Origin of the sequence: Cytobacillus sp. FSL W8-0315, assembly GCF_038002905.1 — a bacterium.
Classification (GTDB): domain Bacteria; phylum Bacillota; class Bacilli; order Bacillales; family Cytobacillaceae; genus Cytobacillus; species Cytobacillus pseudoceanisediminis.
Window position 1 is genome coordinate 233,392 of the sequence record NZ_JBBOOC010000002.1, and the last position, 25,847, is coordinate 259,238.

27 protein-coding genes are annotated in these 25,847 nt (G+C 35.9%); 25 read left to right on the top strand and 2 right to left on the bottom strand.

What is annotated here, in order from left to right; genetic code table 11:
* Positions 1 to 5: 5 nt before the first annotated feature.
* From MKY20_RS24940 to MKY20_RS25025, 18 genes are all read left to right on the top strand, one after another.
* Positions 6 to 1,328, top strand: coding sequence for a hypothetical protein (locus MKY20_RS24940; RefSeq protein ID WP_341003599.1), 1,323 nt, complete (start codon positions 6 to 8; stop codon positions 1,326 to 1,328).
* Complete coding sequence (locus tag MKY20_RS24945; RefSeq protein ID WP_341003600.1) at positions 1,318 to 4,092, top strand: type IV secretory system conjugative DNA transfer family protein; 2,775 nt, start codon at positions 1,318 to 1,320, stop codon at positions 4,090 to 4,092. The genes MKY20_RS24940 and MKY20_RS24945 overlap by 11 nt, the downstream gene beginning before the upstream one ends.
* Positions 4,093 to 4,297: 205 nt before the next feature.
* The gene (locus MKY20_RS24950) at positions 4,298 to 5,203 is read left to right on the top strand and encodes a S1 RNA-binding domain-containing protein (RefSeq protein ID WP_341003601.1); all 906 of its coding nucleotides are present in this window, start codon (positions 4,298 to 4,300) and stop codon (positions 5,201 to 5,203) included.
* A complete protein-coding gene (locus tag MKY20_RS24955; RefSeq protein WP_019379629.1) occupies positions 5,203 to 6,159 on the top strand; it encodes a hypothetical protein in 957 nt (318 codons plus the stop codon). The genes MKY20_RS24950 and MKY20_RS24955 overlap by 1 nt, the downstream gene beginning before the upstream one ends.
* Positions 6,149 to 6,754, top strand: a complete 606-nt coding sequence (locus tag MKY20_RS24960; RefSeq protein ID WP_157380286.1) for an HD domain-containing phosphohydrolase — start codon at positions 6,149 to 6,151, stop codon at positions 6,752 to 6,754. Before MKY20_RS24955 ends, MKY20_RS24960 begins: the two co-directional genes overlap by 11 nt.
* A 239-nt stretch (positions 6,755 to 6,993) precedes the next feature.
* Complete coding sequence (locus MKY20_RS24965; protein WP_341003604.1) at positions 6,994 to 8,520, top strand: hypothetical protein; 1,527 nt, start codon at positions 6,994 to 6,996, stop codon at positions 8,518 to 8,520.
* Positions 8,517 to 9,281, top strand: coding sequence for a hypothetical protein (locus tag MKY20_RS24970; protein ID WP_341003606.1), 765 nt, complete (start codon positions 8,517 to 8,519; stop codon positions 9,279 to 9,281). Before MKY20_RS24965 ends, MKY20_RS24970 begins: the two co-directional genes overlap by 4 nt.
* A gap of 16 nt (positions 9,282 to 9,297) precedes the next feature.
* Entirely contained in the window at positions 9,298 to 10,455 is a 1,158-nt protein-coding gene (locus tag MKY20_RS24975) for a ParA family protein (RefSeq protein WP_341003608.1), read from the top strand.
* Positions 10,456 to 10,468: 13 nt separating this feature from the next.
* Complete coding sequence (locus tag MKY20_RS24980; RefSeq protein WP_341003609.1) at positions 10,469 to 11,995, top strand: ATPase, T2SS/T4P/T4SS family; 1,527 nt, start codon at positions 10,469 to 10,471, stop codon at positions 11,993 to 11,995.
* Positions 11,988 to 12,971 (top strand): hypothetical protein, encoded by a 984-nt coding sequence (locus MKY20_RS24985; RefSeq protein ID WP_019379623.1) that lies wholly within the window; start codon positions 11,988 to 11,990, stop codon positions 12,969 to 12,971. The genes MKY20_RS24980 and MKY20_RS24985 overlap by 8 nt, the downstream gene beginning before the upstream one ends.
* A gap of 15 nt (positions 12,972 to 12,986) precedes the next feature.
* Complete coding sequence (locus MKY20_RS24990; protein WP_341003611.1) at positions 12,987 to 13,901, top strand: hypothetical protein; 915 nt, start codon at positions 12,987 to 12,989, stop codon at positions 13,899 to 13,901.
* 26 nt (positions 13,902 to 13,927) lie between these two features.
* Complete coding sequence (locus MKY20_RS24995; protein ID WP_341003613.1) at positions 13,928 to 14,071, top strand: hypothetical protein; 144 nt, start codon at positions 13,928 to 13,930, stop codon at positions 14,069 to 14,071.
* A gap of 11 nt (positions 14,072 to 14,082) precedes the next feature.
* Complete coding sequence (locus MKY20_RS25000; protein ID WP_019379620.1) at positions 14,083 to 14,235, top strand: hypothetical protein; 153 nt, start codon at positions 14,083 to 14,085, stop codon at positions 14,233 to 14,235.
* A 27-nt stretch (positions 14,236 to 14,262) separates the two neighbouring features.
* The gene (locus tag MKY20_RS25005; RefSeq protein ID WP_009336089.1) at positions 14,263 to 14,424 is read left to right on the top strand and encodes a hypothetical protein; all 162 of its coding nucleotides are present in this window, start codon (positions 14,263 to 14,265) and stop codon (positions 14,422 to 14,424) included.
* 53 nt (positions 14,425 to 14,477) lie between these two features.
* Entirely contained in the window at positions 14,478 to 14,855 is a 378-nt protein-coding gene (locus MKY20_RS25010) for a hypothetical protein (RefSeq protein WP_341003616.1), read from the top strand.
* Positions 14,856 to 14,866: 11 nt separating this feature from the next.
* Positions 14,867 to 15,364 (top strand): peptidase M23, encoded by a 498-nt coding sequence (locus MKY20_RS25015; protein ID WP_341003618.1) that lies wholly within the window; start codon positions 14,867 to 14,869, stop codon positions 15,362 to 15,364.
* Positions 15,365 to 15,722: 358 nt separating this feature from the next.
* Positions 15,723 to 16,664 (top strand): hypothetical protein, encoded by a 942-nt coding sequence (locus MKY20_RS25020; protein ID WP_341003620.1) that lies wholly within the window; start codon positions 15,723 to 15,725, stop codon positions 16,662 to 16,664.
* 2 nt (positions 16,665 to 16,666) lie between these two features.
* Positions 16,667 to 20,428, top strand: a complete 3,762-nt coding sequence (locus tag MKY20_RS25025) for a hypothetical protein (protein WP_341003622.1) — start codon at positions 16,667 to 16,669, stop codon at positions 20,426 to 20,428.
* Between the two features lie 51 nt (positions 20,429 to 20,479).
* Here MKY20_RS25025 and MKY20_RS25030 read toward each other — a convergent pair whose 3' ends face one another.
* Positions 20,480 to 20,668 (bottom strand): hypothetical protein, encoded by a 189-nt coding sequence (locus MKY20_RS25030; RefSeq protein WP_341003623.1) that lies wholly within the window; start codon positions 20,666 to 20,668, stop codon positions 20,480 to 20,482.
* 11 nt (positions 20,669 to 20,679) lie between these two features.
* On the bottom strand, positions 20,680 to 21,948 hold the full coding sequence (locus MKY20_RS25035; protein ID WP_258752794.1) for a helix-turn-helix transcriptional regulator: 1,269 nt from the start codon (positions 21,946 to 21,948) through the stop codon (positions 20,680 to 20,682).
* A 753-nt stretch (positions 21,949 to 22,701) separates the two neighbouring features.
* Here MKY20_RS25035 and MKY20_RS25040 point away from each other — a divergent pair.
* The 7 genes from MKY20_RS25040 to MKY20_RS25070 all read left to right on the top strand — a co-directional run bounded on the left by MKY20_RS25040 (position 22,702) and on the right by MKY20_RS25070 (position 25,823).
* Positions 22,702 to 23,028: a hypothetical protein gene (locus MKY20_RS25040; RefSeq protein ID WP_341003628.1), complete on the top strand. Its 327-nt coding sequence runs from the start codon at positions 22,702 to 22,704 to the stop codon at positions 23,026 to 23,028.
* A 294-nt stretch (positions 23,029 to 23,322) separates the two neighbouring features.
* A complete protein-coding gene (locus tag MKY20_RS25045; RefSeq protein ID WP_341003630.1) occupies positions 23,323 to 23,853 on the top strand; it encodes a hypothetical protein in 531 nt (176 codons plus the stop codon).
* Positions 23,853 to 24,272 (top strand): hypothetical protein, encoded by a 420-nt coding sequence (locus tag MKY20_RS25050; RefSeq protein ID WP_341003632.1) that lies wholly within the window; start codon positions 23,853 to 23,855, stop codon positions 24,270 to 24,272. The genes MKY20_RS25045 and MKY20_RS25050 overlap by 1 nt, the downstream gene beginning before the upstream one ends.
* A gap of 17 nt (positions 24,273 to 24,289) precedes the next feature.
* Complete coding sequence (locus MKY20_RS25055; RefSeq protein WP_341003633.1) at positions 24,290 to 24,670, top strand: hypothetical protein; 381 nt, start codon at positions 24,290 to 24,292, stop codon at positions 24,668 to 24,670.
* 84 nt (positions 24,671 to 24,754) lie between these two features.
* On the top strand, positions 24,755 to 25,240 hold the full coding sequence (locus MKY20_RS25060; protein WP_341003634.1) for a hypothetical protein: 486 nt from the start codon (positions 24,755 to 24,757) through the stop codon (positions 25,238 to 25,240).
* Positions 25,216 to 25,593: a hypothetical protein gene (locus MKY20_RS25065; protein ID WP_341003635.1), complete on the top strand. Its 378-nt coding sequence runs from the start codon at positions 25,216 to 25,218 to the stop codon at positions 25,591 to 25,593. Before MKY20_RS25060 ends, MKY20_RS25065 begins: the two co-directional genes overlap by 25 nt.
* Positions 25,594 to 25,640: 47 nt before the next feature.
* Positions 25,641 to 25,823 (top strand): hypothetical protein, encoded by a 183-nt coding sequence (locus MKY20_RS25070; RefSeq protein WP_258752787.1) that lies wholly within the window; start codon positions 25,641 to 25,643, stop codon positions 25,821 to 25,823.
* Positions 25,824 to 25,847 lie beyond the last annotated feature (24 nt).

The window sequence follows — 25,847 nt, forward strand, 5'->3', positions numbered from 1 at the left end:
AAGTGGTGAGTGAGAAGTCTATCTATACTTACAATAATGGTAGGGCATGGATAACTGAAAAGGATAAAGAATTATTAAAGCTAATATGGTTACATAAATCAGTAACTGTCTCACAAGTAAGGTTTTTTCTTTTAAAGGCATATGGTATGAAAAAGAGTGCTGTCTACAAGAAGCTTCAGAAATGGAACGAGCTTAAGATTACCAAAACACAAGTTTATAGCGGGAGGAAGAAGGTCCAATTAAGATGTGTACAGATGAATAAGAATGGAATTGATATTTTAGTAAATGAAGGGGTTATCCATAATTCAACTTATCCTTTGGTAGAGCTGCCAAATCCTAAAACGGCTGATCACTTCTTTTTAACAAGAGAAATAGTTATAAGAACGTATTTAGAGTTTTATAAAAAGGGAGGTAGGTTTACTTCAATTCCTCCATTAGAAACTCCTTACTATGACACTAAAGTGAAGAAGGCTTATAAAGAACAAGGAAAAAATCTCTTAAAAACACCAACTCTAGTAGAACCGGATTGGATTTTGTACAGTGATTCATCAATACTGAATATTGAATCGGATACCGGGCATGAAAGAGCAAATACTATCATCGACAAAGTTAAAAGGTATGTAGAATATAATGCTCAGAATTTAGAACATAAAGACCATCATATATTGATTGCCCCTATAGATTCTGCAGATGATGACATCCTATGCTATGTGGAAGATCGGCCAAAAGAACGTAAAAAGCGTGTAAGCCAAATAAAAGAATATGTTATTAGGGCAAGCGCTCATATCATTCCTAACCTTCATTTCCATGTGGTCACTTCTAGCAGAGCAGGGAAAGTAGCTTATAACATACTAACAGGAAAGACTAAGGAACATTCCTATGTACTAAATGAAAGTATTGGAGCTTTAGAAACTAATAAACACCTCAATGTTTCAATGGTAAAAAGGCTACCTGAAGAGTTTTATACCGGAAACGTATTAAATTCATATTTTGCTGAAGGCCATTTTGACATGAAAAGAGAAGGAGAGAAGGTAAAAACATTTTTAATCAAAGTAATGGATGAAGGCTGCGTAAAGTCCTTGGACCAACTTGCTTATTTAAACTGGCTTTTAGAAAAAGACCGTTATAAAAGTCATGTCGATGGAATCCTTGCTATCTATCAAACAGAAGAGGAGAGATTGCATGATAATCTGGGTGACCTTTGGGAGTTAAATCATGTCTATTTCAGTTCTTTAGAAAGGCTACAAAGAAATAGTATTGACGGATCAACATTTTATCAGCAAACCTCTAAATTTAAGAGGAAGAAGGTGTTGCTTTATGAGGGATAAACTGCTGTTAAAATTGCCGGGCATTGCCGTTTCAATACTGGGTATTCTCTCTTTGTATCTAACAATCCGGGCAACCATAAATTATTACTTTTTAATGTCTGCTCAATTTAAAGGTGTGGTACCATCATTTATTTTATTTGGTGATTCTACAGAACCTGGCCGAATCGGTTTCTGGTTATCAGCAATCTGTCTTATAGTGGGATGGCTAATCAGTACAAAGTTTAAAGCATTTCAAACGAAAAGGTGGAGAATTGCTTGGTTTGGAAATATGGCTATAGGAATGTTTTTTCACTTCCTTTGGTTGATTAGCGCACCAGTATATAACACCCTGATCCCGTATTTAGGAAATCGCATAAATCAAATGGATGTTCAAAGTATATGGTTAGAAATTGCGGTGGGTGACACCCAAACATTGCTTCTAACAGTTATGTTCGTTCCTACTACAATTACTTGCGTAAGTATGCTATGGCTATTTGGACAGTACTCACAATATTCAAAGGAACTTAATCAAGCATTTTGGGAATTTGAATACAAGAATGTTCATCTGCAAAAATTCTTTAAGATGAGCAAAAAGGAACTATGGCCAGATGTGGTATTGGGTCCAGACTCAGACACAAAAGAAATGGTTATCCAACCAGGTAAGGACCGTACTCTCAACAATGTCATTATTGGTAGTATCGGTACAGGTAAAACCGCTGCTTTGGTTCTACCTATAATTAATCAGGATTTACATTGGATGAGCCGCTACATAAATGAATATCCTTCTCTGTATCAGAGGGAGGACTTCCATACGGAAGATGTTAAGGGTATGTACCTAAATGGTGTAAGCATAATAGAGCCTTCAAACGACCTTTGCCAAAAGGCATTTCAGTTAGTAAAAGCACATGGCATCCCAGAGGAGTCAGTATTTTACATCGACCCTACAAATCCGAATACTCCATCTATAAATCCTATGGAAGGACCGGTTGATAAAGTGGCTGAAGCTTTCGCTATGGTTATCGAGGGTCTAGCAGAAGGCGGTCAGGCAAACTTCTTTTTCCAACAGAGTGAAAGGAACCATTTAAAGCACTATATCTATTTACTAAAACTGCATGAGCCTGAACAAGAAGTTACTTTCGACATGTTGTTAAAAATGTACGATAATCCTAACCTTGTTCGTGTAATGCATGAGAAACTTAAAAAGACCTTCCCAGAAAATGTGGACCTGCTGGAAGATCGTGATGAGCGGAATCATTGGGCTATCGTAAAACAGATAGATGAATGGTTTGATACAAACCTTCTTCCGAAAACAGAAAGAGCAGGTCAAGGAAACGTACCAAAACTTGTCCAAGAAGGGGAGTTTCGTGGGCAGCAAGAATATTACGATGCTAAAGCGGAGTATGTACAGGGTTTAAGAAACATTCTTAACGACATAGGGGCAAGCCCGTTAATACGAAGAGTATTATTTGGGAAATCTGATTTTTCATTTGACCGCCATCTAGAATCAGGCGGTGTTTTACTAGTGAACTCGGCCAAGGGAGAACTCGGCGGCCTATCCAACGTATTAGGTAAACTCGTATTGTTGAGTCTTCAGAATGCAGTTTTCAGAAGGAAACCTAATATATCAAACTTTCATCATATTTTAGTAGATGAATTTCCAGATTACATTTATCAACCATTCAAAGAGTTTCCAGCTCAGTCACGTAAATATAAAGTTATTGTTACCGTTGTAGCACAAACTGTTGCCCAGCTAGCGGATAAGTATGGAGAAACCTATATGCATACTTTGCTAGGTACCTTACGACACAAAATGGTTTACGGGGATATTCCTGATTTTGATGCTCAACTTTTCTCAAAAATATTCGGGGAGGTTGAAAGATTTGAAGAAGGAGTAAATGAACAAGCAGTCAGCCCACTGCAAGAAAAGCCTATGTTACGGGTTGGGAATTCCTATCAGAAGAAAAAGGAGGCTATCCTATCTCCAAGCGATATCATTTTCCAGAATCCATTCCAATGTGCAGTTAAAATTGTTGCTAATAATAAGCCGGTGCCGGTTATGCAAATTGATGCAAACTTTGTTCCAAAGGAAGAATTTAACGAGGCCGTGATCCAGGTAAATGAAGAAGCTGCTAAAACATGGCTAGAGTCTAGAAAGGGCATAGTTTTGTTAACCGAGAATCAAACTCTCGAAGAATTTGAAGTATTAGATGAAGAAGAGGTTATTAAAGAATTAGAGAAATCGGACATTGAGCAGGCAGAACCGCTTCTACTAAATCCCGGTAATGATCATCCTATTACACTACCAATTTTTAATAAAAAAGACTCGGACCCAGAGGCTGAAATACCAGCTGGAGTTTCAAGTGACAAATTAGAAGCTGTTCCGGAAGATTTAAAAAAGAATACTGACGCAATAGAGCCGATTGTTCCTTTAAGTCCCGCTAATTCAGAAGATATCAAAACAGAACCTCCTTCTAGTAGTGTTATTCTAAGTAGCGATGATGGTGAACCCACTGTCAATGTTTTGTCCAAAGAAATGCCACAGGGTTTACCAAAGGAGCGCATAAACATAACTCATGAGTCAGACAGTAATATATCAAATAAAGAGGTGCAGCGACCAGTACTGTCTCAATTAGGCGAAAAGCAGGAACAGCTTCAAAACGAATTACTAAAAGAGTTAAGTGAAATACCCGCAAAGTCAGAGGTTGCTGTAGCTTCTGAAACAGACAAAGAAGCAAAGAACAATTCTAAAAAGGCTGAAATTCTATTCAGTGTATTTGAGGAATAAAGTAGTAATATAGTTAATTATAGTAAATTAATTATTGCCAAATCTATAACGCTTAGTATACACTTTTGGTAAGGTAGCAAGAGTGAAAATTAAATTATTCTAAAATGGGAGTCCCCCAAGAACCAGAGTAGTACTACACTACTCTCGTTTTTGGGGGACTTTTTTTGTTTGCTTACCTGCCTTTTTAAAATCAGGAGGGATACAAATGGAAGAACTCACAACAAAATCTTGGAAATCTGAAGAGCAGCTAGATGATCTTGCAAGATATAAAAGAAATAAAGAGATTGTTAAAGGGGTTGTTACCTCTGTAGGAGTAATTAAAGCAAGGGTCCTGGACGCTGACTCTCAAGAGTATGTAAATAAAGAGACTGAAATTGCTTATCTAATGCTTGAAAACGGGGTAACAGCTTATTGCCCGGCACATGAATTCTCATCACATGAGTTCCGTAGCCTAAATGGATTTGCAGGTACGATGCAGGAGTTCCTCATCGACCATCTGGATTTAGAACAAGAAATTTTACTTGTCAGCATAAAAAAGGCAGATGAGATTAAAAGGGCAAAATTTTTAAGCCAGCTTGAGGTTTTAGAAGAAACTGACCAATTGCATGAATTTGTGTTTGATGGAACGATAACTGGTTTTGATAGAAGAACTAGACGAATTTTCGTTCGTGTAAATGGTGTTGATTGCACTATGTACCCAGACGATTACAGCTGGGAGCGGGGAAGACGTATTGAAGAACAAATTCACCGCGGAGAAAATATCAAAGTAAAGATTATCCGAACTAACAAAGAGCGCAATACCATACGTGTCAGCCGTCGTCATACAATGGAAGATCCATATGAAAAACTAGAATCGTTACAATCCAGAAATGCAATCGCTGGTAAAGTTTCAGGTGTAGACGCTGTTCACGGCATCTTCATTCAACTGGATGTTGGATTAGAAGTAAAAGGCGTTAAACCTAATTATCTGGAGGAGCCAGTGGTCGGAGATGTGGTAAGCTGCGCAATTCGAAGCATCGATAAAGAGAATCGGAGAGCCAAAGTTGTCATTACTGGATATCCAAGGGGTAAAAAGAAACGCAGGGACGTTGGAGCGTTCTTGTTTGAATAATGGAAGCTCTTATTCAAGACCAGCCTAACCCAGGAGTAACACAGGAGTATCCATTACTCACAACAAAGAAAGGTGAAGTGCCTTTATGGGATCACCCCTTCCTTAAAGGCACTAAGGTCTTGCCGAAGAAATACTACCCTTACACTAATTTAGAAAGTGTTGTAGAACATTTTACGAGGGGTAGGTTAGACGAGAAGGATTTCACACTCTTAAAAGTTCTTGGTGATGCCATTTGTGCAAACGAAAACCAATTACGAAGGTATCTATTGCCTATTATGAGTTCTTCTCAAACATCTTTAAGGCTAGACCGCTTGCGCCGAAATGGGTTTGTTGAACGCTGGAAAATACGAATTCACGGAGAAGAGGATGCAGTAAAACCACCCGCTCCCTTTACTTTGGGAATGGCCGGATTTAAGCTTTTAAAGCACTATTATAATTCTGATTTCTTTATGGACGCGAATCGTTGGGATTCTTTAGGTGTTGGTGGAATCAAACGATATGTATCCATGAATGAACTTCGCTGTTTAATGGCGGAAATGAACATCTTAAAAAAATGGAAGTGGAATCCGATCATTGCCACTAACCATCAAAATAACCGACCATTAGGAGCGGGAATCATAGAGTTTCCACAGGGTCAAATGAATTTCCTTATTGATCGAGTTCAAGGGACTCAAAACTATATTGGGTATTTCAAGGAAAGACTATTCAATTGGAAAAACATTTATGAACACTATGGAAGAATTCCGGTAAGTGAGTTTCCTGATAATACTTCCTATATCATAATATTTGCTTCCACCCTTAGCATTGCGAATCATATACATCAAGAACTAATGCTGGATACCTTCCCATTTAATATATGGGTATGTGTCGAAGAGGATGTTCTTGAAAGTGGATTTAATACTTCTTTTTACATTCCGAACAAGCAAGACCTAAAACGAATTAGACTTGATTTTTAAGGAGGTGGAGAAAATTAACGAGGAGCTTTTAGAAGAAACTCACACTCTTGTTACAGCCTTATTTCATCACTGTCTCGATACGTATATGCACTCATTCAGGGTAGGAGATGAATTATATGCTTTCTCCAACTTCTTAGGATTTAGTAATGCTCAAGAGATTTTTGTGCTGGGGCTTCTCCATGACATAGGTAAGCTTAAAATTCCTTACTCCTTGCTGAATAAAACTACACCTTTGACTAAAAGTGAATTTGCAGAGATCAAGAACCATGCCGACTACGGTAAAAAAATACTTTATAAGCTTGATGTCTTTCCTCCAGAGTATGCAATGTGTGTTAAATATCATCATGAAAACTTTGATGGCAGCGGATATTTTGGAATTGCGGGCAAAGAGATTCCACTTCTTGCTCGGATGATAAGAGTCATAGACAGTTACGATACTATGCTGAATGGCAGAATTTATCAGCATACTAAATGTCACGATGTAGTAGTTGACGAATTGTTATCTAATAAGGGAGTACTATACGATCCAAATATAGTTGATCGATTTATACAATTTCTTTCTAAGCGATTTACACTGCAAGCTGCTCGAATATAATGGTTGAATTTAGCAAATCGGAGTGATACAATGGGACTACAACAACGCAGTTGCTTTATAGCCTTGAAGCAACAGCCTTTCTTAAAGTTTTTTAGTGTGGGCCTTCTAAGAGATTAGGAGGCCTGAAAAAAACTATAATAAAACGGGAAAAACCCGAAACCTAATTTCCAATCAATACTACATGGTATTGTTGGTGATTACGTTTCGGGTTTTTTGTTTTTTCCAGGAGTGATTTTTAAATGCCTAGAAAAGTGCTTATCGCTGTGGGGGATAAATCCTATACAGACATACTGATTAATACGTTTCAGCAACATACAGAGGATTTCACCTTATCCTCACAAGAAGTGCTGCATAGACGTTTCCTTCAAGAAATTGTTGAAATTGAAACCCCAGAAATCTTAATCATACACGATTATTACCTTGAAAGTGATTATAATCGACAGGAATTGAAAGACAAAGAGCTCATATCATTCCTCAAAGATATGCGTATCCAGTTTGAAGACTCTTTACGTATTGTTTATTTGTGCGAAAGGCCAAAAGGTGATCCTATCCTTTCAACAATAGTCAGTTTAGGGATTATGGATATTTTCAATACAAATTCATTTGATTTGAGTGTTTTTGTTGAACAGCTAAAAGGCAAACCACAATTTTCTAAAGTTGCTAAGTTCCTTTCATCAGAAATCTATTCAGATACCTCTAAAGTCAAAGAAGTTGAGCACCGCTCCAGTGAGGAAGAAATAAACGAAAATGAAAGTGAAGCTGATGAAAACCCCAACTATGAAAAGCAAAAGCAAGTCGTCCAAAAGGTAATTGAAAAGAAAGTCGTTCAAAAAGTCGTTAACAAAACCACTATCAAGAGGGACTACACTTTTCATGTACATAACCATAACGAAAAGATTGTAGGTATTCCTGTAAAAAAGAAATTAGTGATGATTGGTAGCCCGATTGAACGAAGTGGCAGCACATTTATTTCACATCTTTTGGCAAGGTGCTTAGCGAAAATGGGCGTTTCCACTACCTATGTAGAATCTCCATTCTCTAAATCGTATACATATGATCGATTTTTCGGGCATTTATATTCGGATGAGTACAAAAGTAAATTCTATCAATTCAGTAAGTACATAGATCCAAAGATTAAAAGCATATATGACTGGAGCAAATCAGAAGTAGATATTATTTGCAAACACCCCACTAAAGAGCCGCTTTATCAGGAGGAGGACGTTTCATTTGATGCACTTATCAAAGTATTGTTCTCTTCTAACTCGACAGTAACCATAATGGATGTTGGTACTGACTGGCAATACGAACTCTATCAAGATGTATTTGACATTGCTGATCATGCTTACTTCATTCTTGAACCTGATATTCCTTTTATCCAGCATTTTGAGGAATCAAGTGAAAAATCAATTGAGTTTCTACAAAAGCAGCTTCAGTCTGATAAATCTTCATTGGTAGGAAATCGATTTGATAAAGCTCTAATGAAAAACGAATTGCTTAAGGATCTTTACCTGGAGAAAATGATAACCCATTTACCTTCTTTTCCAGTAACAGATGTGTTTCAAGCACAGTTCCAGGGATTATTCTTGAATGATACAAAAGATTACGAAAAACAATTGGAATCAAGTTTGCGGCCGCTTTTGGAAGATATCCTTCCTGGTGATTTTCTTAAGAAACAAAAGAAAGCTTCTGGAGTATTTAAGGGGCTCTTTAATAAGAAGATTAGTGTTGAAAAAGCGGAATCCAAAGGAGAGGAGACAACTGTATGAAGCCGGGAGTCAAAATAGCTTTAGGAATATTCACTTCCGTGGCTACTGCAGGATTTATTTTTGTATACGATTTTTATATAAAAGATCGTATTGATTCAGCAGAAGTAGTCGTTGTGAAGGCTGGGGAAGAAATTCTTAAGTCTGAAAATATAACTAAAAATAAGTTAGCTATAGAAAGAAGGCCAAAAGAAGCATTAATTGACGATGTGGTACTCGCACAAGATATGGAACAAATAGTAGGGCAAGACTCTTCTATAAATATCGTAGGAAACTCTATGATATCAACAAAAATGATTGATTTTGAACAATTGATCCCTGATGAAACCAAAGGAGAAGCTATTCGCCCTATTACAAAGGAAATGATTTATGCTCAACCAGGTTCATTGCGGAGGAAAGACTCCATTGATATTTATCTTGTCAATCAGGATGGAACAACGAATCTTACTACCAACGGTGCTCCCGAGGTAACCTCTGAAACAAAGGCAGAAACAGATTCTAAAGAGGCAGATTCTAAAGATGAAGTTGAAAGTAATGCTTCAGTCAACACTAAACCTTTCCTTAAGGATGTAAGAGTGGTGTACGTAAAAGATTCCGGCAATAAAGAAGTCGTATCTGCTGCAGAAGGAAACAAAGGCGATAAGCGCTTAGATGCTACCTCTACCATCAGTGATCTGGAAGTGATATTAAATGAAGAGGACTTTACTAAATTAATGGGTGAGGTACTTGGTAAGGGAGCTCGCTTATATATTACTTACCATTAAAGGAGAGTATTATCCCATGAATCTATTAGTGATATCAAAAAACTCTATCTATAAAGAACTATTTGAAAAAAGTGAGGAAATCACATCAGTACTCATAATGGACGAAGCAACAAAAGCAAATGTTGAAATTAGTGCCATTTTATTAGATGGTGAGAGTTTTGATTTAGACAGCTTGCAACAAGTTAGAGATCTTTATCCGGAGAGTTTAGTCTTTTATAAACCACGTGGAGTAAACAGCGATATTATCATGCGAAATATTACCCGCTTATGTGCTGCCTATAAGGTCAAGGTCTTAAGCGAATATTCAACAGTTGATCAAGTTGTAGATGAAATTATTAATCAGATTACAAACAAGGACGATTACCTTTCAAAAAGACTTGTCAGTTTTTTCGGTACCCATAGCGGGGCAGGTGTTTCAACTACTACCCTGAATCTTGCCCGGTCACTCTCAAACAAGATAGAAGAGAAAGTCTTAGTACTAAGTTTAAACAGTTGGGATCCATCTGATTATTTTTATCACTACAACGGACATTACTTAAACGACTTAAAGGTTGATCTGAAGACCCAAAACTTAACACCTGCAAGACTTTCAGAAGCGGTTTCACATCAAAATGGATTTTATCACCTTGCAGGAAACCGGGATATTAAGATGCAACGGTTTTACCAACCAAATGAAATTGAGCATCTGATTAAAGTTGCACAGCAATTATTCGATGTAATCTTAATCGATGCCGGTACTCATTTTGATACCGCACCTACGGTTCAATCTTATTTATCTAGTAATTTGCGCTTTTTGGTCACAAACCAAGAAGAAAAAGGTTATAGAGGTTATTTTCCTTACGTTTTCCAACAGCTTATTGAGCCAACGGGTGGTAAGTCAGACGACTTTATGCTTATTATCAACCGTTTTCAGCCGGCCAACACGCTAATTAATGAGAAAGCGTTGGAAGAAGAGCTCGGAATGACCAAGGTAGCCACACTGCCAGATATGGGAGACCTGGGAGCTATGGCTGCATATCAAAAGAGACTTCTATATGATGTATCGGATTCTTACTATACAAAGAACTTAGACCTGCTATCGAATTTAATAATTTCTGAATGTAGGCTAACTGAAAAAGAGCAGCTTATGGAAGAACGGAATGAGAAGAAGGGATTTCTTTCTTTCTTCAAATAGGAGGTGGTTACCGTTGAAGCAAATAGAAATGGAATTGGGAGTTGAAAAAGAATTTAGTTCTTCTGATTGGTTGGCAGAGACCGTTCAAAAAAAAGGGTTAAAAGTAAATTACATTACAACCTTTGCGAGAAAGAGGTCCTTTAAAGATATCTGCCAAAAGGTCCGGGAGCAATTAAATGACATTATTGTAGATGGATCCATTTCAGAACCTAACAGAGAAAAAGGAAAAGACCTCGATGAAGTACACTACAATGAAAATATTTGGTTGGAACGTCAGCATAAAGCAGTAATTGGTGATGCACAAGCAATGTCTTACTTTATTACGAAGATCAATGAGGTTTTACAAACAGAGAATATCACCACTAATGAGTATCCTCGCTTTTATGATTCCCTTGCTGAAGCTATCTTTCATGAAGTATGGGGAGTCAGTATCCTTCACAAATGGGACAAGCTTCCGAATAGTGAAGCGGCCGTCATACGTGGAAAAGAACTTTGGCTTGATATTGATGGTCAATTTACAAAACAAATAGAGGAATTTGAAAATGTAGAGGCTGTCGAACGAATAAAAAGGGCTTTTACTATGAGGGTCAAAGATGCGGTTATTAATGAACAAACACCGGAACTTGAAATAGAAAGAGAAGACGGAAGCCGTATCACTATGATCCAAAAACCAAGAGGGAAAGAAAATTACATCATGTTCCGCCGCTTTGTTGTAAAAAATATGAGCCTTGAGGAACAAGCTAATTTAGGAACTATTCTTGTAGATGATATTCCCTTGTTTCGTGCATTATCCAGGGTAATGGCTAACACCATTTTTGCCGGCCGTGTCCGGTCCGCTAAGTCGACTTTTATGAAATCTATGTTGAGAGAACGGGATTCCAGCTATGTTGCTGCTGTTATGGAGAAGCACTTTGAGTTGGATTTATCCAAACAATTTAAAGACCGGCTTATCTTTGAAATACAAGCCAAAGAAGGCGATCTCCATCATGCTGTCCCAAGACTGCTAAGAATGGAGCACGACTATATCATAGTTGGAGAAATACGAAGTCTTGAAACTGAAGGCTATCTCCAAGCTTGTGAACGTGGGGAAAGGGGAGCATTTTCAACCTATCACCTTACATCTGTAGAAAATGTGGCACCGCAGATTACCCGACATATCTTAGACGAGTTTCCTAATCGGAACTTTGAAAATGAATTGGAACGAGTAGCGCGTAATATTGACATTATTGTAACCATGAGCGCGGATCGAGATAGGAGAAGAAAGCGAGTTATTGGAGTCACCGAAATCATATGGGATGAAGATAAAAGGGCTCACCGAACACAAGATTTAGTCAGGTACAGTCCAGTAACAGATAAATATTACTATTCTTCTAATATCACAAAAGATTTATTAACTCTTATGGCAGCTGAAAGTCTAGAAGATACAAAAATTCTCATTAAGCATTTAAAAGATAAAGAAAGACAATCACCAATGAAGGATTACTTAAAAATAAAGGATCAAATTATCGATACCCTTTTGGGAGAGAATCTAGATGGATAGCATCTTACACTGGGTATGGCAAATTGGCGTAAATTACTTTCTATATGCAATTCTTCTCTGCCTGTCATTATGGACTGCTAAAACAATTATGCTGTCATCAATAAAAACGAAGGTAAATGAGTGGAATTACAAATATAGGATACGGAAGGTCAAAACGAAAGCTGTTTTGTCTAGGAGTCACGAATACAAAAATCCCCTATTAAAGCATCTTAACCTATTAATAAAAACGACTAGTGAAGAAAGGAATGAAAACAGTGTAGAAATTTTCCTTATTCTTTCAATACTGTTAGGGGTCTTATCAGGAGTTTTTATCCTATTCGTTTTTGGAGATATTTTTGTATCTGTGACGTTTGGCTTTCTATTACTTTTAATCCCTTATTTATTCTTAAGGTTAAAACTTAATAAGATACGTTATCTCATGAGTTTGGAATTTCTGAACATAGTTCAAAAGCTTACTCAAAATTACAATGCAATGCATAACGATATGTATCATGCTTTATCTGAAACTCAAAAAGATATCAGGAGTCCAGAATTAAGGAAAGTAATCGTTAAGTTAATTTCTGATCTCCAGGTCTCAAGGAATGAGTATGAACTCCGTGAAAGTGTTCAGGTATTTACTTATACAGCAGGGACAAACTGGTCCAAACGTCTAGGAAGTATTATCTTAAAGGCTTACCTCTATAACGAAAAGGTTCTTAATGCCTTAATGGTATTAACAAAGCAGATGGAAGAAACGGAAGAAATGTTAGAAGAAGAAAAATCTCAAACAATGGATTCTGTATACAACGGATATTTAACCATTCCGGTTTTTATTGGTTCGCTTATCCTTGGATACTACTCTTCTGGTGCTCAGGATTGGTGGAAACTGCAGTTTGGTAGCCAATGGACCATCCTATTATTTTCAGTTTGTTTATTAGGCGTTGTTTTCTCAATTATTATTTCGGCATTCCTGAAAAGGCCCAAAAATGACTTATAAGAGGAGTGTAACCCCTTGGCTGAGACTATGTTCTTTAAATATCTTCCATATGTAATGTATACACTCTCTCTTCTTTTATCATGTTTAGCCGGTGTGTTGGTTTATACAGGATTAAGTTCACAAGCAGAAAGAGTACAAACTCGAATCCGTTTCAGAAATAGCTTAATAAAGAATAAAGAGAAGCTTGTTTCTAGTTCAAAAGAAACTAAAGCAGAGGAATGGCTAAAGCTTGCTCAGTATCCTTTGGGCATTACTGGTTTAAAATACTATCTTGTTACTTTTGGGTTCATCCTTTTCCTAACTATATACTACGTAATTCTTCCGATTCTCATTAATGGGGGAGTACAGAAATTAACAATGGTAGCAGCTGTTATCATCTTATTACTTGCTCTTCTGGCTGCACCAAGCAACCCGTATTCTTTGTTTGTTTATTTGATGAAGAGAGTGATCGAATACCATCAAGCCAAAAAGCACGCGGAAGTTTTTATGTTATATGACTTACTGATTAATGAGATTGAAATGATGAACATCAGTAGGATCAATACCTATAATATATTGCGAAATATTAAACCCTACTTCGTTGTTTTGGACAAGCCACTCACAAAACTTCTAACTTCCTGGAGTAACGATGAAGGACCAAAAGCAGCTTTAGAGCAGTTTGAAAAAGAGCTTAATTCAAAAGAATCCCAGGCGTTAATAGGTGTTATAAAAAGTTTAGATGACTTAGACAGAAAAACCGCTATGGGACATTTACGCGGAATGCATAATATGTTTGTTCGTTCGCAAATTGAAAATTATAGAAGGAAGAGAAAAATCACTACTGATCTATTAGGAATTCCTATTAAGATAACTCATTTTTTGATAATCCTGAACTTCCTTGTGGTCATCGTAACAATGGTATCAGTTATATTGAAATCTTCCAGAATGTAATAATTCTACATTCCTTTAAGGAGGTGATGTCGATAAATACTTCACTAAGCACATTTATGAAAATTGCCATCACTGCAGTTGTAATTAGTGCCTTTATTTTTGGAGCTATGTTTACAGATATGGGCAGAATTTCAGATTCCATTGCTGATTACATAACAAATAGTGGATAGGGTGAAAACGTGTGAATAAATCATTAGCCACTTTTATGTTAATGGCATCTATCGTAATAATTATCACTGGACTTCTCTTTGGAGTTGCCTATGATTCTTTAAAGCAAAAAAATAATCATCATGAACAAATGTTAAATACTGAGCACCAAATAAAATTTAAATAAATTATTTATTATTGGAGGAATTTAACCATGAATCAAACATTATCTACATTCTTAAAAATTGCAGTAACAGTAGTATCGATTAGCGCATTTCTATTCTTTATTGGATACAACATGATCAGCTCAGAATCTACAGAATATCAAACCGAGATTACTGGTATCAGTAACAACCTGCCATCTGATGGTAATTAATTTTTAAATGAGGGGGAGGCATCAGCTTCCCCCTTACTAAGGAGGATTCTTAAATGTCAAAGACATTAGGAGAATGGATGACCCTTTTTATTGTCATAAATATTATGTTTGCTCCGATTCTGGCTTATCTTGATAGTCTACATAGAGAAGCTGTAGAAGTAGTTCTCACCGAGGGAGCAAAGAAAGCATCGATAGAAGGCAGATTCACTCCCGCTATTATTGATGAGATGAAAGATACTTTAGTAGATAGGTATAACTTTGATGAATCAAAAATTAAGGTAACAGTCACACAATCATTAACACCCCGTAACCAATATATAGAAGCAAGTATTGAAGCCCCAAGAAGTTTCATTTTTATTCTAGATATTTTTAATCAAGGTCCAGGTACTTTTAAAAAGGAAACCAAAATCTTAAGTGAATATATTAATTAGGAGTTATTTGTATGGCTACTACCCTTAGAACCATTCTATTTATTCTCTTATTCGCATTCATAACTCAAATTCAATTTAATCTTGATGCTGATAAAACAGCTACAAGGCAATTAAAAAATGCTTTGGAGTTAGCTGTTCACGATGCTGCCTTAGCTGTTAATCCTGAACAGTTGGGAAATGGACGAATTGTTTTTGATCAGGATAAGGCCATAGATAAGCTTAAAGCCAGCTTAGAAAAAAATTTAGATATTAAAAGTGGTTCTGGATTTGTTTATACCCCAAATGAAAATTCATTTTATAATAATGATATTTTTCTTTTGCATCTTGAATTTATAGATGATAGTTATCCAAGAACCTATCCATTTACATACGTTAATGACCAATTTAAGATTATGGAAACTGTTGATGGTCCTAGTGTCATAGCAGTTATTAGTACTGAAAGCCCCCGCTGGTTTGTCGGTGATTCGAGCTTAATAAGGCAGGCAGCGGTTTATGAATATAAAAAATAAATAATGGCTCTTATTTAATTGACCCATAATACCCATATGTATTATGATTAAATTAATATATGGCTAACGGGAAAAACCCGAATGAATGATTGAACTTATTCAATCGTTTGTTCGGGTTTTTTTGTATTCATATCAAATCAATGTTTGAAAAGTCTTCCAAAATTTAATATAATAGTCTCAAATGTTAGCTTTTACTATTTTATTGCATCTCCTACTTTGGAGTTAGCGGATTCACAAAAAGAGCGGTTCTTTGGGACTTAAGAGTTACAAGGATAATAGTATTTATTTACTATTGCCTAAAAACCTCTACCAAAGAGCCGTTTTTGTTTTGTGAAAAAAAAATATAGGGGGAAGACACATGTTGAGACAAAAGAATGCAACTAAAATTGAGGAAAAATCTCGAGGAAGAAGGGGAAGACGAATGAGAAAATTTATGAAGGCAACGTTAGCAACACTATTAGCTGCAAATATAGGAGGGATCTTTCAAAGTAATTCCGTAGAAGCAAGTTCAAAGGCTAGTTGCAGTATGACAATTCAATCGGATATTCATACAGAAAACAACTGGGCAAATGCAACCGGTCCCTGCAATGGCTTGGTTAACGGCTTTTATTCTGCAAGCGCTAATAACTTTCACGTTGTTGGCCACGTTACTACTGAAGTAACAAGAAGCGGCCAAAAGTTCACAATATCTATCTTCGAGGAGCCTTTTCAAGCGGAACTAACTGTAACAACTATCTTGAAGGCGAAACCGAAACCTGAGCCTAAACCTGAGCCTAAGCCACAGCCTAAGCCAGAGTCAAAACCGACAACGAAGCCGGTGTCTAAACCTACAGAAACTCAAAGTCAAACAAATAAGACATCAACTTCATCTAATAGCGGTGGAAGCAGTAAAAACACTTCAACAAATACCGCAACAACAACAAAGGCAAAAGGCAATGAGGAAAATTCTAAATCAGTCACTGAAAATCAAGTAAAAGAGGTGGCGAGTGCCTCAACCAAACTTTCTGGAGATAAAGAAAGCTCCAATGATGAAGAAGCAAAAGAAAAAGTTGATAGCAAATCTGAAGATGAAAAGTCATCTGAAGATTCTATAAATCAAGATGAGGATAACGGTGGTGATGGAGAAGAAAAATCACTTCAAACAGAAGAAAAAATTAATAGTCAATCTGCTTTAAAAGATGTTTCCAGTGATAGCAACCAAAATTCTAGTAACAATAAAATTTGGGTTGGCTTTTCCTTATTAATCTTAATGGCGATTGGAGGAGTTATTTGGTTTTTCAAATTTAGAAAGGTGAGATAGATTTGAATCGTATCAAATTCAAACTAATAGCATTTCTATTCTTTTTTCTTGTAGGGGGAAGTATTTTCTTTTTCCCCTCTGCAAGTTCCGCTGAATATTCTCCTTTTGATGTTCCAAGTACAGTAAGAAGTGGTTGGAATAAAACACCTGGTGGCAAACATTACAAAGAGAATACCGGGAGAATGCTCATTTACGATGTATATTACAACAAATATATATCTGGCGGACAACGTATTGTTAACAAGAATTTTAACGGCACGGGAACTCAACCTTATTTAGAATTCAGAGGCTGGTCAGTAATATTTGGACATAAACGGCACTTAAGTTCTAATAATGAAACCTACATCGCAGCTCAAAAAGTTGCTGGTAGTGGAGCCGGGGCAATAAAAATATTTAGAGCACAGCAACGAGGATTATACGCTACCGAAGATCTTGAGTACAATAACCAAGGATCTGGTATCTATAACGAATGTTCCGCTTCAACAACGAATACTCCAAACTATGATTGTAATATGCGTTATGAAAGTGTAGGATTTGATGCTTATTTACCTCTTAATGAATTATTCCCTGACGACAGTAAAGATGCTGTTTGGTCCCTCTATCTAATAAAAAAGGTAGACTCTCATATTGTCTATACACCTCTAATAGTTCCTTTTGATTTTTCAAATAGAGATTTTAAATATGGGAGCATTTCTTTATCTAGCGGACAAAACACCAATAAACTGACGATGAATACCGATGAAGTTTTAAGGCGTTCCAAACCACGTGAAGCAGCTGCAAGTGTACGGGATGAGTTAGGGTCTGATCGTTACTTTACAAACAATACGACTTATACTCGTGTTGATTCGGAGGAATCTCAAACAGCTGTATGGTATGGAGTAAGGAGCCCTAAAGATAGCAATAAAACCAAATGGGCTGGTACTTCTTATTGGCGCTTTTCAGGAGATCAGGCCAGAATATCATATATTACTGAAAACGATCCACCTGAACATATTGCCGATAGTATCACTAATCATCGTTTTCGAGATGGCAGTAATCATTGGGTTCAACCTAATGATACGGTGACTGTAATGCTCCGCCAATACGATAAAGAATCAGGAAATAAAAATCAGTTCTTAAGAATGCTTGGAAGTGGGGTTGAGGTTCGAGCACGACATGATTTCTTTGATGCCACTAACCATAACTACCATTGGGTCAAAAGTAATCATTTAGTAATTGAAGCAGCAAAAAGGACTGAAAATACCAAGTATGGAAAAGTCGAATGGAGTGTCACTCCTAAAACACATGGCCATACATATGACGTCCAGTACCATTACACTGATAATGTGGGAAATGCTGTAGGATATGATACTGGCTCAGGAAATACCGGTCTTAAATTAAGTGTTGATGGCGTCGCTCCGACTAATATAACAAACAGTCTTACAGGGGCAAGATATATTAACGGAAATGATTACTGGGTAAGAGAAAATGAATCAGTAACCATTACATTAAGACAGAGGGACCCTCATTCCGGAAACAAATACCAATATCTTAGATTATTAGGAAGTGGGGTTGAGGTTAGATCTCGCCATGATTTCGCCGCTGCTTCAGATTATAACAACCATTGGATTAAAAGTAACCACCTTGTTATCGATGAAGCTAATAGGACCGAAAATACTGATTATGGTACTGTGAAATGGAATGTTACCCCAAAAACACATGGACATAATTACGATATCCAATATCACTATTTTGATAATGTAAACAATGGTAGAGGATACGATACCGGTGAAGGAGACACAGGTATGAATTTACGTGTTGATAGCGTTTCTCCTTCTCATATATCGCATAGCTTAACCGGTGCCAAATACGTTAACAATAATGTTTATTGGGTAAACTCTGATGATAAAGTCACAGTACAATTGAGGCAACATGACGGTGATTCTGGAAATAAGCGACAATACTTACGTTTGGCAGGCAACAATATCGATGTGCGTTCCAGCCACTATTTTAGTGAAAGTACTAATCACCAGGACTCGTTCTTTAAAAGTTCACACGCAGTTATTGAAGCGGCTAACAGACAAGAACAAACAGCTTATGGAAAAGTGAATTGGACAGTGGTACCCAAAACACACGGCCACCTTTATGATATCCAATATTATTATCAAGATAACGTCGACAATATTAGCAATGTTGTAATTGATGAAGCGGCTAAAGGTTATCAATCTACAAATATGAAACTTGGCGTTGATGATGCAGGACCAGTTATTCAATACCGAAATAATGAAGATACATCTGATTTTTCTAGTAGAGATTGGAGCAAGGAGAGCATTAAGGTTCGACTCAAATTTAACGATGCTCATTCTGGTTATAAAAGATCCCGATATGTCTGGACACAATCCTCTAGTACTCCAACTGAATCGCAATGGTCTTCCTGGTCAACCAACTCAAATTATGTAGTAACGAAATCAGGAAAAGGGCAATGGTACCTTCATGTACAATCTGAAGATAATGTTGGTAACGTGTCCACTACGTATAAAGGAGCTTATAAGTTCAATAACCCTCCAGAAGCTGGGTTTAATACAGATAAAACAACCTATTATCGTGATGGAACCATTAAGGTTACTTCGACTGCCACTGACCCGGATGGAGACCCACTGACTTACCATTATGTGCTTGTAAAAGCAGATGGCACTAAGGTAACCAGTACTTCCGTTAATCCTTCTTTTACTGGATTGGATAAGCCTGGTACCTTTACGATTACTCAAACCGTAAAAGATCCTGAAGGGGCAACAGATAGCATTACAAAATCGGTAGAAGTCGTGAATAGACCGCCTACTGCAGGATTCAATACCGATAAAGCCAAATATCTTAACAATGAATCAATTAAAATTACATCTACTGCTTCTGATATTGATGGTGATAAATTAACATACGTTTATGAGTTAACGAAGCCTGATGGCAGTAAAGTTACTTCTTCCGCTGCTAATCCTACGTTTAATGGTTTGCAATTAATTGGTGTTTATACCATAAAACAAACTGTTAAAGATACTTATAACGCTACAGACACCATCACTAAAACAATAGAAGTGGTTAACAGACCTTCAACAATTACATTGACGTATGACCCAAGTGATCCTTATGAAGGAGATACAATTAATGTCTGCATGAGGGTTCATGATTCTGATGGTCATAAGATGGATGTGAAAATCTTTATTACAGAAGAGGGAACAGCGGAAAAGACTGTACTTACTAAAACAAAAGTAGTCTCCGATACCGAACATTGCTACAGCTTTGTTTCCAAACATAAGAAATATACATTCCGGGCAACCTCCGATGACGGATATGATGAGACTGAGGTTACAACCTGGGTGAATGTAAAACCCCTAATTCTAAAAGGTTACGTCAAACACACCCCAGATTGGCAAAATAAACACCAGTCATTAGGTAACAAAGATAATCAGTTTTATAGCGGAGAAAAATTCTTGTTAGAAGCTGATGTTTCACCATATCCAGTCGAATATGTAAAAAGTACTTTAAAGGCATTACAGGCCAATTCTGTTTCAATTAACAAAACGGTCAGCCTTAAGAAGGGAACTTCAATTCTATACAAAGGAGAGTTGTATGACCCTGCTTTTATAGAATACCCAACAAATATAAAGCCAGGGCCGGCTATCTTTGAATTTGAAGTAAAATATACCAACGGTGTTATTAAAAAAGATAGTGTACCAATTGATATTCTTGCAGATTCTTATAAAGCATTTCAGCTTCATAGAAAGTATTAATCACTTTAAAAAAACTCCATCGCTACTTTTGTAGCTTTGGAGTTTTTTATTTTATACATAATTCCTATTTTCAAGTTTAGGCATTGGTTTAATAATTAGCGGTGGAAGAATTTCATCGTCCTTAACAATTGTAATGTTCTCGGAATCATTTATATTTTTAGAGTAATTTGCTCCCGTTGAGCAGCCGCCCATTAACAATCCGATAGTAACAGAGGAAATTACAAGCAATTTTTTATTCATGATGTCACTCCTTATTTGGTTAGGTTAGATATATTAAGAAATTCTCTAGAAAACGAAAAATATTTTGCAGCATTCTTATATTTTCCATTAGCATAATAGTGATCCCCCAGGAACAGGCAGTAATTAGATAAGGAAAAATACTTCTTATCTTTCTCTAAAGCTGGAACTACTTGAGAGAACATTATTTTCTGTAATTCTTCATATTTATCAAGTAATAATAGATTATAAAATTTAAATTCTAAATAAAACTGGGTTTTTAAGTCAGGGTGTTTAACTAATAGTTCAAAGCCTTTTTGTACTAGCTGAAATGCCTCTTTTTTATTATCTTTTTTATGAAGTTCCCTAACTAATGAAAGGATAGTCTGAACATGAACATATGGGGTCAATTGATCTACCTTATTTAAGATAACGTAAAAAAGTTCAATTGCTTTATCTATCTCTCCAATTACACCATACAAATAGCCTAAATTATGCTGGATCGTTAAGAAAATATCTTTGTAATGTATCTGGGCAGCTAAGTCTAAAGCTGTTTTATACTGAGAAATTGCTTCTTCAATATTATTATTCCTTCGATGGGTAATTCCTAATAAAACATGACAGTCAACACATCTCTTTAGAAGGTATAGCTCCTGGTAAATCTCTAGTGCAGATTGACAATATTTTAAACAAATAGCGGTTTTTTTCAATCTTGCTGCAGCAAGTGAATAGGCATAATATAGGTCAGCTAGTTCTAAATTATTTAACGTAAACATCGATACTAGGCTCACTGATTTATCAAAAAAATAAAACGACTTCTCTGCTTTTTGGGTGTGGTAGTAATAATAACCTAAAGCTTTATAAAAGAAATATCTTAACTCAGATGGAAGCTGGGCTTCCTTGGAAAAAATAGATTGAATCCGTTGGGGGAGTTCTTTGAAATGCTTCATTTCCACAAAATAGAAGATAGAAATAACTTCGAATCTTAATTTTAACGCTTCAGAAAAGTCTTTATGTAAAAGTTCTTTATAGACTTTTTCAGCATTTTGAATGTCCTTATTTAACAAAAAATTATATAACTCTTGAATCTCTCTTTCTCCAAATTCATTGTTTAGAGGGTTATCTTCAATACCTAATCTTTTAATTATTAAATTTTTTATTTCTTCACTCGGATAAATGACTCCATTTTCAATCTTAGATAGATAAGAAATCGAACAAATCCCCTTAGCAAGTTCACTCTGGTTTATCCTTTTGATAGTTCGTACATACTTAATCTGCTGGCCAAACGTAAACTTCTCGAGCATTTTGCCCCCCCTTCCATATAATGCTCATATGTATATTTTACTACCATAAGTAATATATTGTAAGTTTATCGTGGTGAAATTTGTCGCTCGACAGGTGTGTAATTCCAGATAAATTTGGTATATAAAACAATCATTAGTTCAATAAATTGAACTAATATGAGAGAAGTTTCGATTTTTTCGGGGTTTTTTCTAGTTTTTTTACAACTAATTGAAATATCTAAGAAAAAACTGTCATGAAGTAAACTTATTTCTATACTTGAGGTGTTAAAACATTTAGGTATATGGTTGGTGAATGAGGGTTTGTTAAAAGATTCGAAGTTAATTATTAGAGATACATATAAAATTTACGTTAATTTGCACAATGTACACATTAAAATTTTACGAAAGAAAATATTTACTATAAATTAGGACAAATGTATTATTAATTAGCAATTCAAATTAACATTTTATGCCTTTAGCGAACATGGGTTCGCTATTAAGAATAGGGATTTTTTAGTATACTTTATTAAACCAAAGTATCTGAAGTTTTATGAAACCTTATATTCATAGGGGGAATAAAGAGCTTAATATAAAGTAGAGTATCATCAGGTTTATCCTACTGATCGTTTAAAATCAGATAATCATAGGAAATGTATCAGTGATTTGAACTGTTTTTAAATTTGTACTCTAATTTATTGTGAAAAAATACAATTAATACTTCATTCATCTTGTAAATTAAAACTAAGAAAATCAATAGTTAAAGGGATGATAAAAATGAATCAAGAAGTCATTTTAAATGTACTGTTTTATATAAAGAGAACTATTTTTAGAAATGAAGAAAATAATAATCTTATTGAACTTATTTATATAACAAAAGAGGAAAAGGAAATAAAGAACGGTATTTCTCTTACTACTCCTGAAGTTATGACATCTTATATTAATGAATTTAACCAACAAAATGTAACAGGGTTAAAGTTGTCTTACGAGGAAGGGGTAGACCAACAAGTATACATTACAAAAGAAGAAGCTGAGTACTTACTGGAGATTTCTGCAGATGAACAAAAGTTTGTTGAGGCTTGCCATAACATTTTAAAAGCTTGAATTAAGATGGTGAGAAATGGTAAAATCAAACTATAGTTTTTATTGATTTTGTCATTTTATTGCAACCATTCTTAGGTTAGCAGGTCCTTATATAAAACGTATGCGTCCTTTGGGATGATCTAGAAAACACTATTTTTGTGTTTTTTTTAGAACATCCTAAAGGGCGTTTTTTGCGTTTTAGAGGGGGATCACATTAGAATCATTAAAACTATAAAGTAAAACTTTATGGAGGGGTTGTGTTGTTAATGAATGCAACAAAGGCTAAATTTTTTAGGCGAAATGGAGGAAATACTTATGTTTAAGTTAACATGTTTTGCTCCGATTGAGCCTGAACAGTTAGGGAAAGCTTTAAAGGGTATCCACTTCAATCAAGTAAGAAATGGCTTTGAATGGGCTATCGATGGTTCAATTTTTCGTATTGAGCCATTTGAAAACCAGCCTAGAACTTCGCTAAAAGGATATCGAATTACATTTAATTGTGATTTATCTGGAGGTTTGTATTTATTTGACTTATCTTTAGGATGCCTCGGTGCATATGTAACAGGGATTGAATTTATTCTTGAACATCCTTCAATGTTCCATGCTAATTGGATGAAAGAAATGCGGAAAAGGCCATCCTTTAATATGATAGATCCAAGAGGGCTATTTTTCAAAGATGGAATTAACATTGTTCTAGTAAATGACTCAGTGACAATTAAAATTCATAGCAGAAAAAATAAAAAACTAATATTGGCGGATTGTATAAAACAGATTGATCTTATTCGGGAAGAACTGCAGCCGAATGATTTCAATCTGTTTTCGTTTCAAAGGGAGGATATCGCATAATGGTTGAGTTTTACACTAAAGATGCAACGCAGTTTATTGTTACTTCTGAAAAGATCTATAGAAATGGTGAAGTCGTAATTCAGGGCAATATTCATATTCATCATCTCATATTAAATGAGCCAGCGTGGATTGATGTTCAGCAAGGAGATAATAAACCACCCATTTTTCTTAAACTTGATAAAGTATCTGCTGTATTACCTAGCCAGGAATTCTTTAACGGGGTTAGGTGCCATCGGAATGCTTACCAGGTTTCCTTTTATGTTCATAAAACAGAGGGTTGGGTCATGAAAAAGGAAGTATTATCAGCTGTTAATGATATGCATGTTCGCCAAATTTTAAAGGCTAAACATGGTAGAGATATTCGTTCAGTTTCTTCTGAGCTTTTACAATCTAAAACTGAACTTTCAATTACTAATTAACCTGGAGGGGATTAAAAATGGAATCAATTATTTATAGAGTTTTACTAAGCGGCCATAAGTTTGCTAAGGATGTAATTGTGAACGGGGATAATCTGTGTAGCTTTCTTCATACAGTACGAAATTGTCCATTAGTTGTAGTTATGGGACCTGAAAATACTATATCTCTACGCATAGAACATGGAAACATTATTGGAGATGAAAAGATCAAAAACCAACTGCAGGAGATTGAACATGCAGAACAAGCGGGCAACTGGAGACCTTTATCTCTGTATCAGATCTCTTACTATTGTATACTTCATGAAACCGTTTACTTATATGCAGCAAACCGGGACCAGGCCAAGAAAGATTTCTTAACTTGGTCAATTTTTGATCCGGAGGTCATTGTTTTAGTGGCTTAATCTTAACTCCACACTCCCTTTCTAGTGGGGAACTTATTCTCAGGTTCCCAATACTAGATTAGGGAACCTAATGGAGTGAAAGAAATGAGTAGAATACCAGCTGCAACATTAATGGAAAAGTTCATTGAGGATGGACACTACCCGGAGTTAAAAAAAACTGAGGGGACGTTAAAAACCCTTACTAATTCCATTAAAACAGCTTTAGAATCTTCAGATTCCAAGCGACATGTATTTGAAAAATGGAATCTGGTAGGAAGGTTTACTGCAAAAAAGATTTATAACGTGGATTACATAGGCCTAAATGAATATCTGTATGATGTTGGTTTATTGCTGCAAGTAGCTGAAATCGACAACAAAGCGATAAAAACCAATGAATTGTATCTCGATATGATTCAAGATTTTCGTTTACCAGAAACATTCTATGTTAAGCCAAACTTCAATAAAGCAGGCAAAGAACTGATAAAAAGCGATTTCGAAATTCCGGATCATTGGAGCATTAACGAAGCAGCGCAGCATATAGGACAGCTGAAACCGAGAGCGAAGGAATGGCACATCAATATGAGGGGCTAAAATTAAAATTGCTCCATTTAATAGAAAAGGACCAGCAAAAATCCATAAAGCAACCCATTCCTCATAAGTATGGCAGTCTTTCATGGGTAGCAAACCAACCTAAATACGACATATCTGCAATATATGATTATTTAGGAGAGTGGCTGCTAATTGAATATGGTAAGCCAAACTCTAGGCTATTAGAACATTATATTTTGAATGGGATGCTTTCTGAAAGAGATATCGAACCTTTTAAAACTGTTAAGGCTATTCGGCTGGATTTTTCCGTAATGACCTTAGAAGATGAAGAAAAGTTCCTAACTATGATGGACAAAAAAAAGCAAATAACAGCGGCCAATAGAGTCGGTGCATAGGTGAAAATTGTTTCTTATGAGGTTTTCTAACTAACGGAGGGAAAAGGATGGTTTATAATAAAACAGCTTTTATTGCAACTCTTCCAACCAAGATACAAGAGGATATATTTAAATGTTTGGAGTCTACAGGTATTTCTACCGAAGATATTCAAAATGCCATGGATTCTAGACTATGTGACTTAGAAGAATTAATAAATGTTAAGAGGTATTGGACAAGTAGATGCATTTAAAATGATGGGAATCATGAATAGAAT

Bases quoted from the DNA above. Each gene is read 5' to 3' on its own strand.
- MKY20_RS24945 (WP_341003600.1), top strand. From the start codon at position 1,318: ATGAGGGATAAACTGCTGTTAAAATTGCCGGGCATTGCCGTTTCAATA.
- MKY20_RS24950 (WP_341003601.1), top strand. From the start codon at position 4,298: ATGGAAGAACTCACAACAAAATCTTGGAAATCTGAAGAGCAGCTAGAT.
- MKY20_RS24955 (WP_019379629.1), top strand. From the start codon at position 5,203: ATGGAAGCTCTTATTCAAGACCAGCCTAACCCAGGAGTAACACAGGAG.
- MKY20_RS24965 (WP_341003604.1), top strand. From the start codon at position 6,994: ATGCCTAGAAAAGTGCTTATCGCTGTGGGGGATAAATCCTATACAGAC.
- MKY20_RS24970 (WP_341003606.1), top strand. From the start codon at position 8,517: ATGAAGCCGGGAGTCAAAATAGCTTTAGGAATATTCACTTCCGTGGCT.
- MKY20_RS24975 (WP_341003608.1), top strand. From the start codon at position 9,298: ATGAATCTATTAGTGATATCAAAAAACTCTATCTATAAAGAACTATTT.
- MKY20_RS24985 (WP_019379623.1), top strand. From the start codon at position 11,988: ATGGATAGCATCTTACACTGGGTATGGCAAATTGGCGTAAATTACTTT.
- MKY20_RS24995 (WP_341003613.1), top strand. From the start codon at position 13,928: ATGTCGATAAATACTTCACTAAGCACATTTATGAAAATTGCCATCACT.
- MKY20_RS25005 (WP_009336089.1), top strand. From the start codon at position 14,263: ATGAATCAAACATTATCTACATTCTTAAAAATTGCAGTAACAGTAGTA.
- MKY20_RS25010 (WP_341003616.1), top strand. From the start codon at position 14,478: ATGTCAAAGACATTAGGAGAATGGATGACCCTTTTTATTGTCATAAAT.
- MKY20_RS25015 (WP_341003618.1), top strand. From the start codon at position 14,867: ATGGCTACTACCCTTAGAACCATTCTATTTATTCTCTTATTCGCATTC.
- MKY20_RS25020 (WP_341003620.1), top strand. From the start codon at position 15,723: ATGTTGAGACAAAAGAATGCAACTAAAATTGAGGAAAAATCTCGAGGA.
- MKY20_RS25030 (WP_341003623.1), bottom strand. From the start codon at position 20,668: ATGAATAAAAAATTGCTTGTAATTTCCTCTGTTACTATCGGATTGTTA.
- MKY20_RS25035 (WP_258752794.1), bottom strand. From the start codon at position 21,948: ATGCTCGAGAAGTTTACGTTTGGCCAGCAGATTAAGTATGTACGAACT.
- MKY20_RS25040 (WP_341003628.1), top strand. From the start codon at position 22,702: ATGAATCAAGAAGTCATTTTAAATGTACTGTTTTATATAAAGAGAACT.
- MKY20_RS25045 (WP_341003630.1), top strand. From the start codon at position 23,323: ATGTTTAAGTTAACATGTTTTGCTCCGATTGAGCCTGAACAGTTAGGG.
- MKY20_RS25050 (WP_341003632.1), top strand. From the start codon at position 23,853: ATGGTTGAGTTTTACACTAAAGATGCAACGCAGTTTATTGTTACTTCT.
- MKY20_RS25055 (WP_341003633.1), top strand. From the start codon at position 24,290: ATGGAATCAATTATTTATAGAGTTTTACTAAGCGGCCATAAGTTTGCT.
- MKY20_RS25060 (WP_341003634.1), top strand. From the start codon at position 24,755: ATGAGTAGAATACCAGCTGCAACATTAATGGAAAAGTTCATTGAGGAT.
- MKY20_RS25065 (WP_341003635.1), top strand. From the start codon at position 25,216: ATGGCACATCAATATGAGGGGCTAAAATTAAAATTGCTCCATTTAATA.
- MKY20_RS25070 (WP_258752787.1), top strand. From the start codon at position 25,641: ATGGTTTATAATAAAACAGCTTTTATTGCAACTCTTCCAACCAAGATA.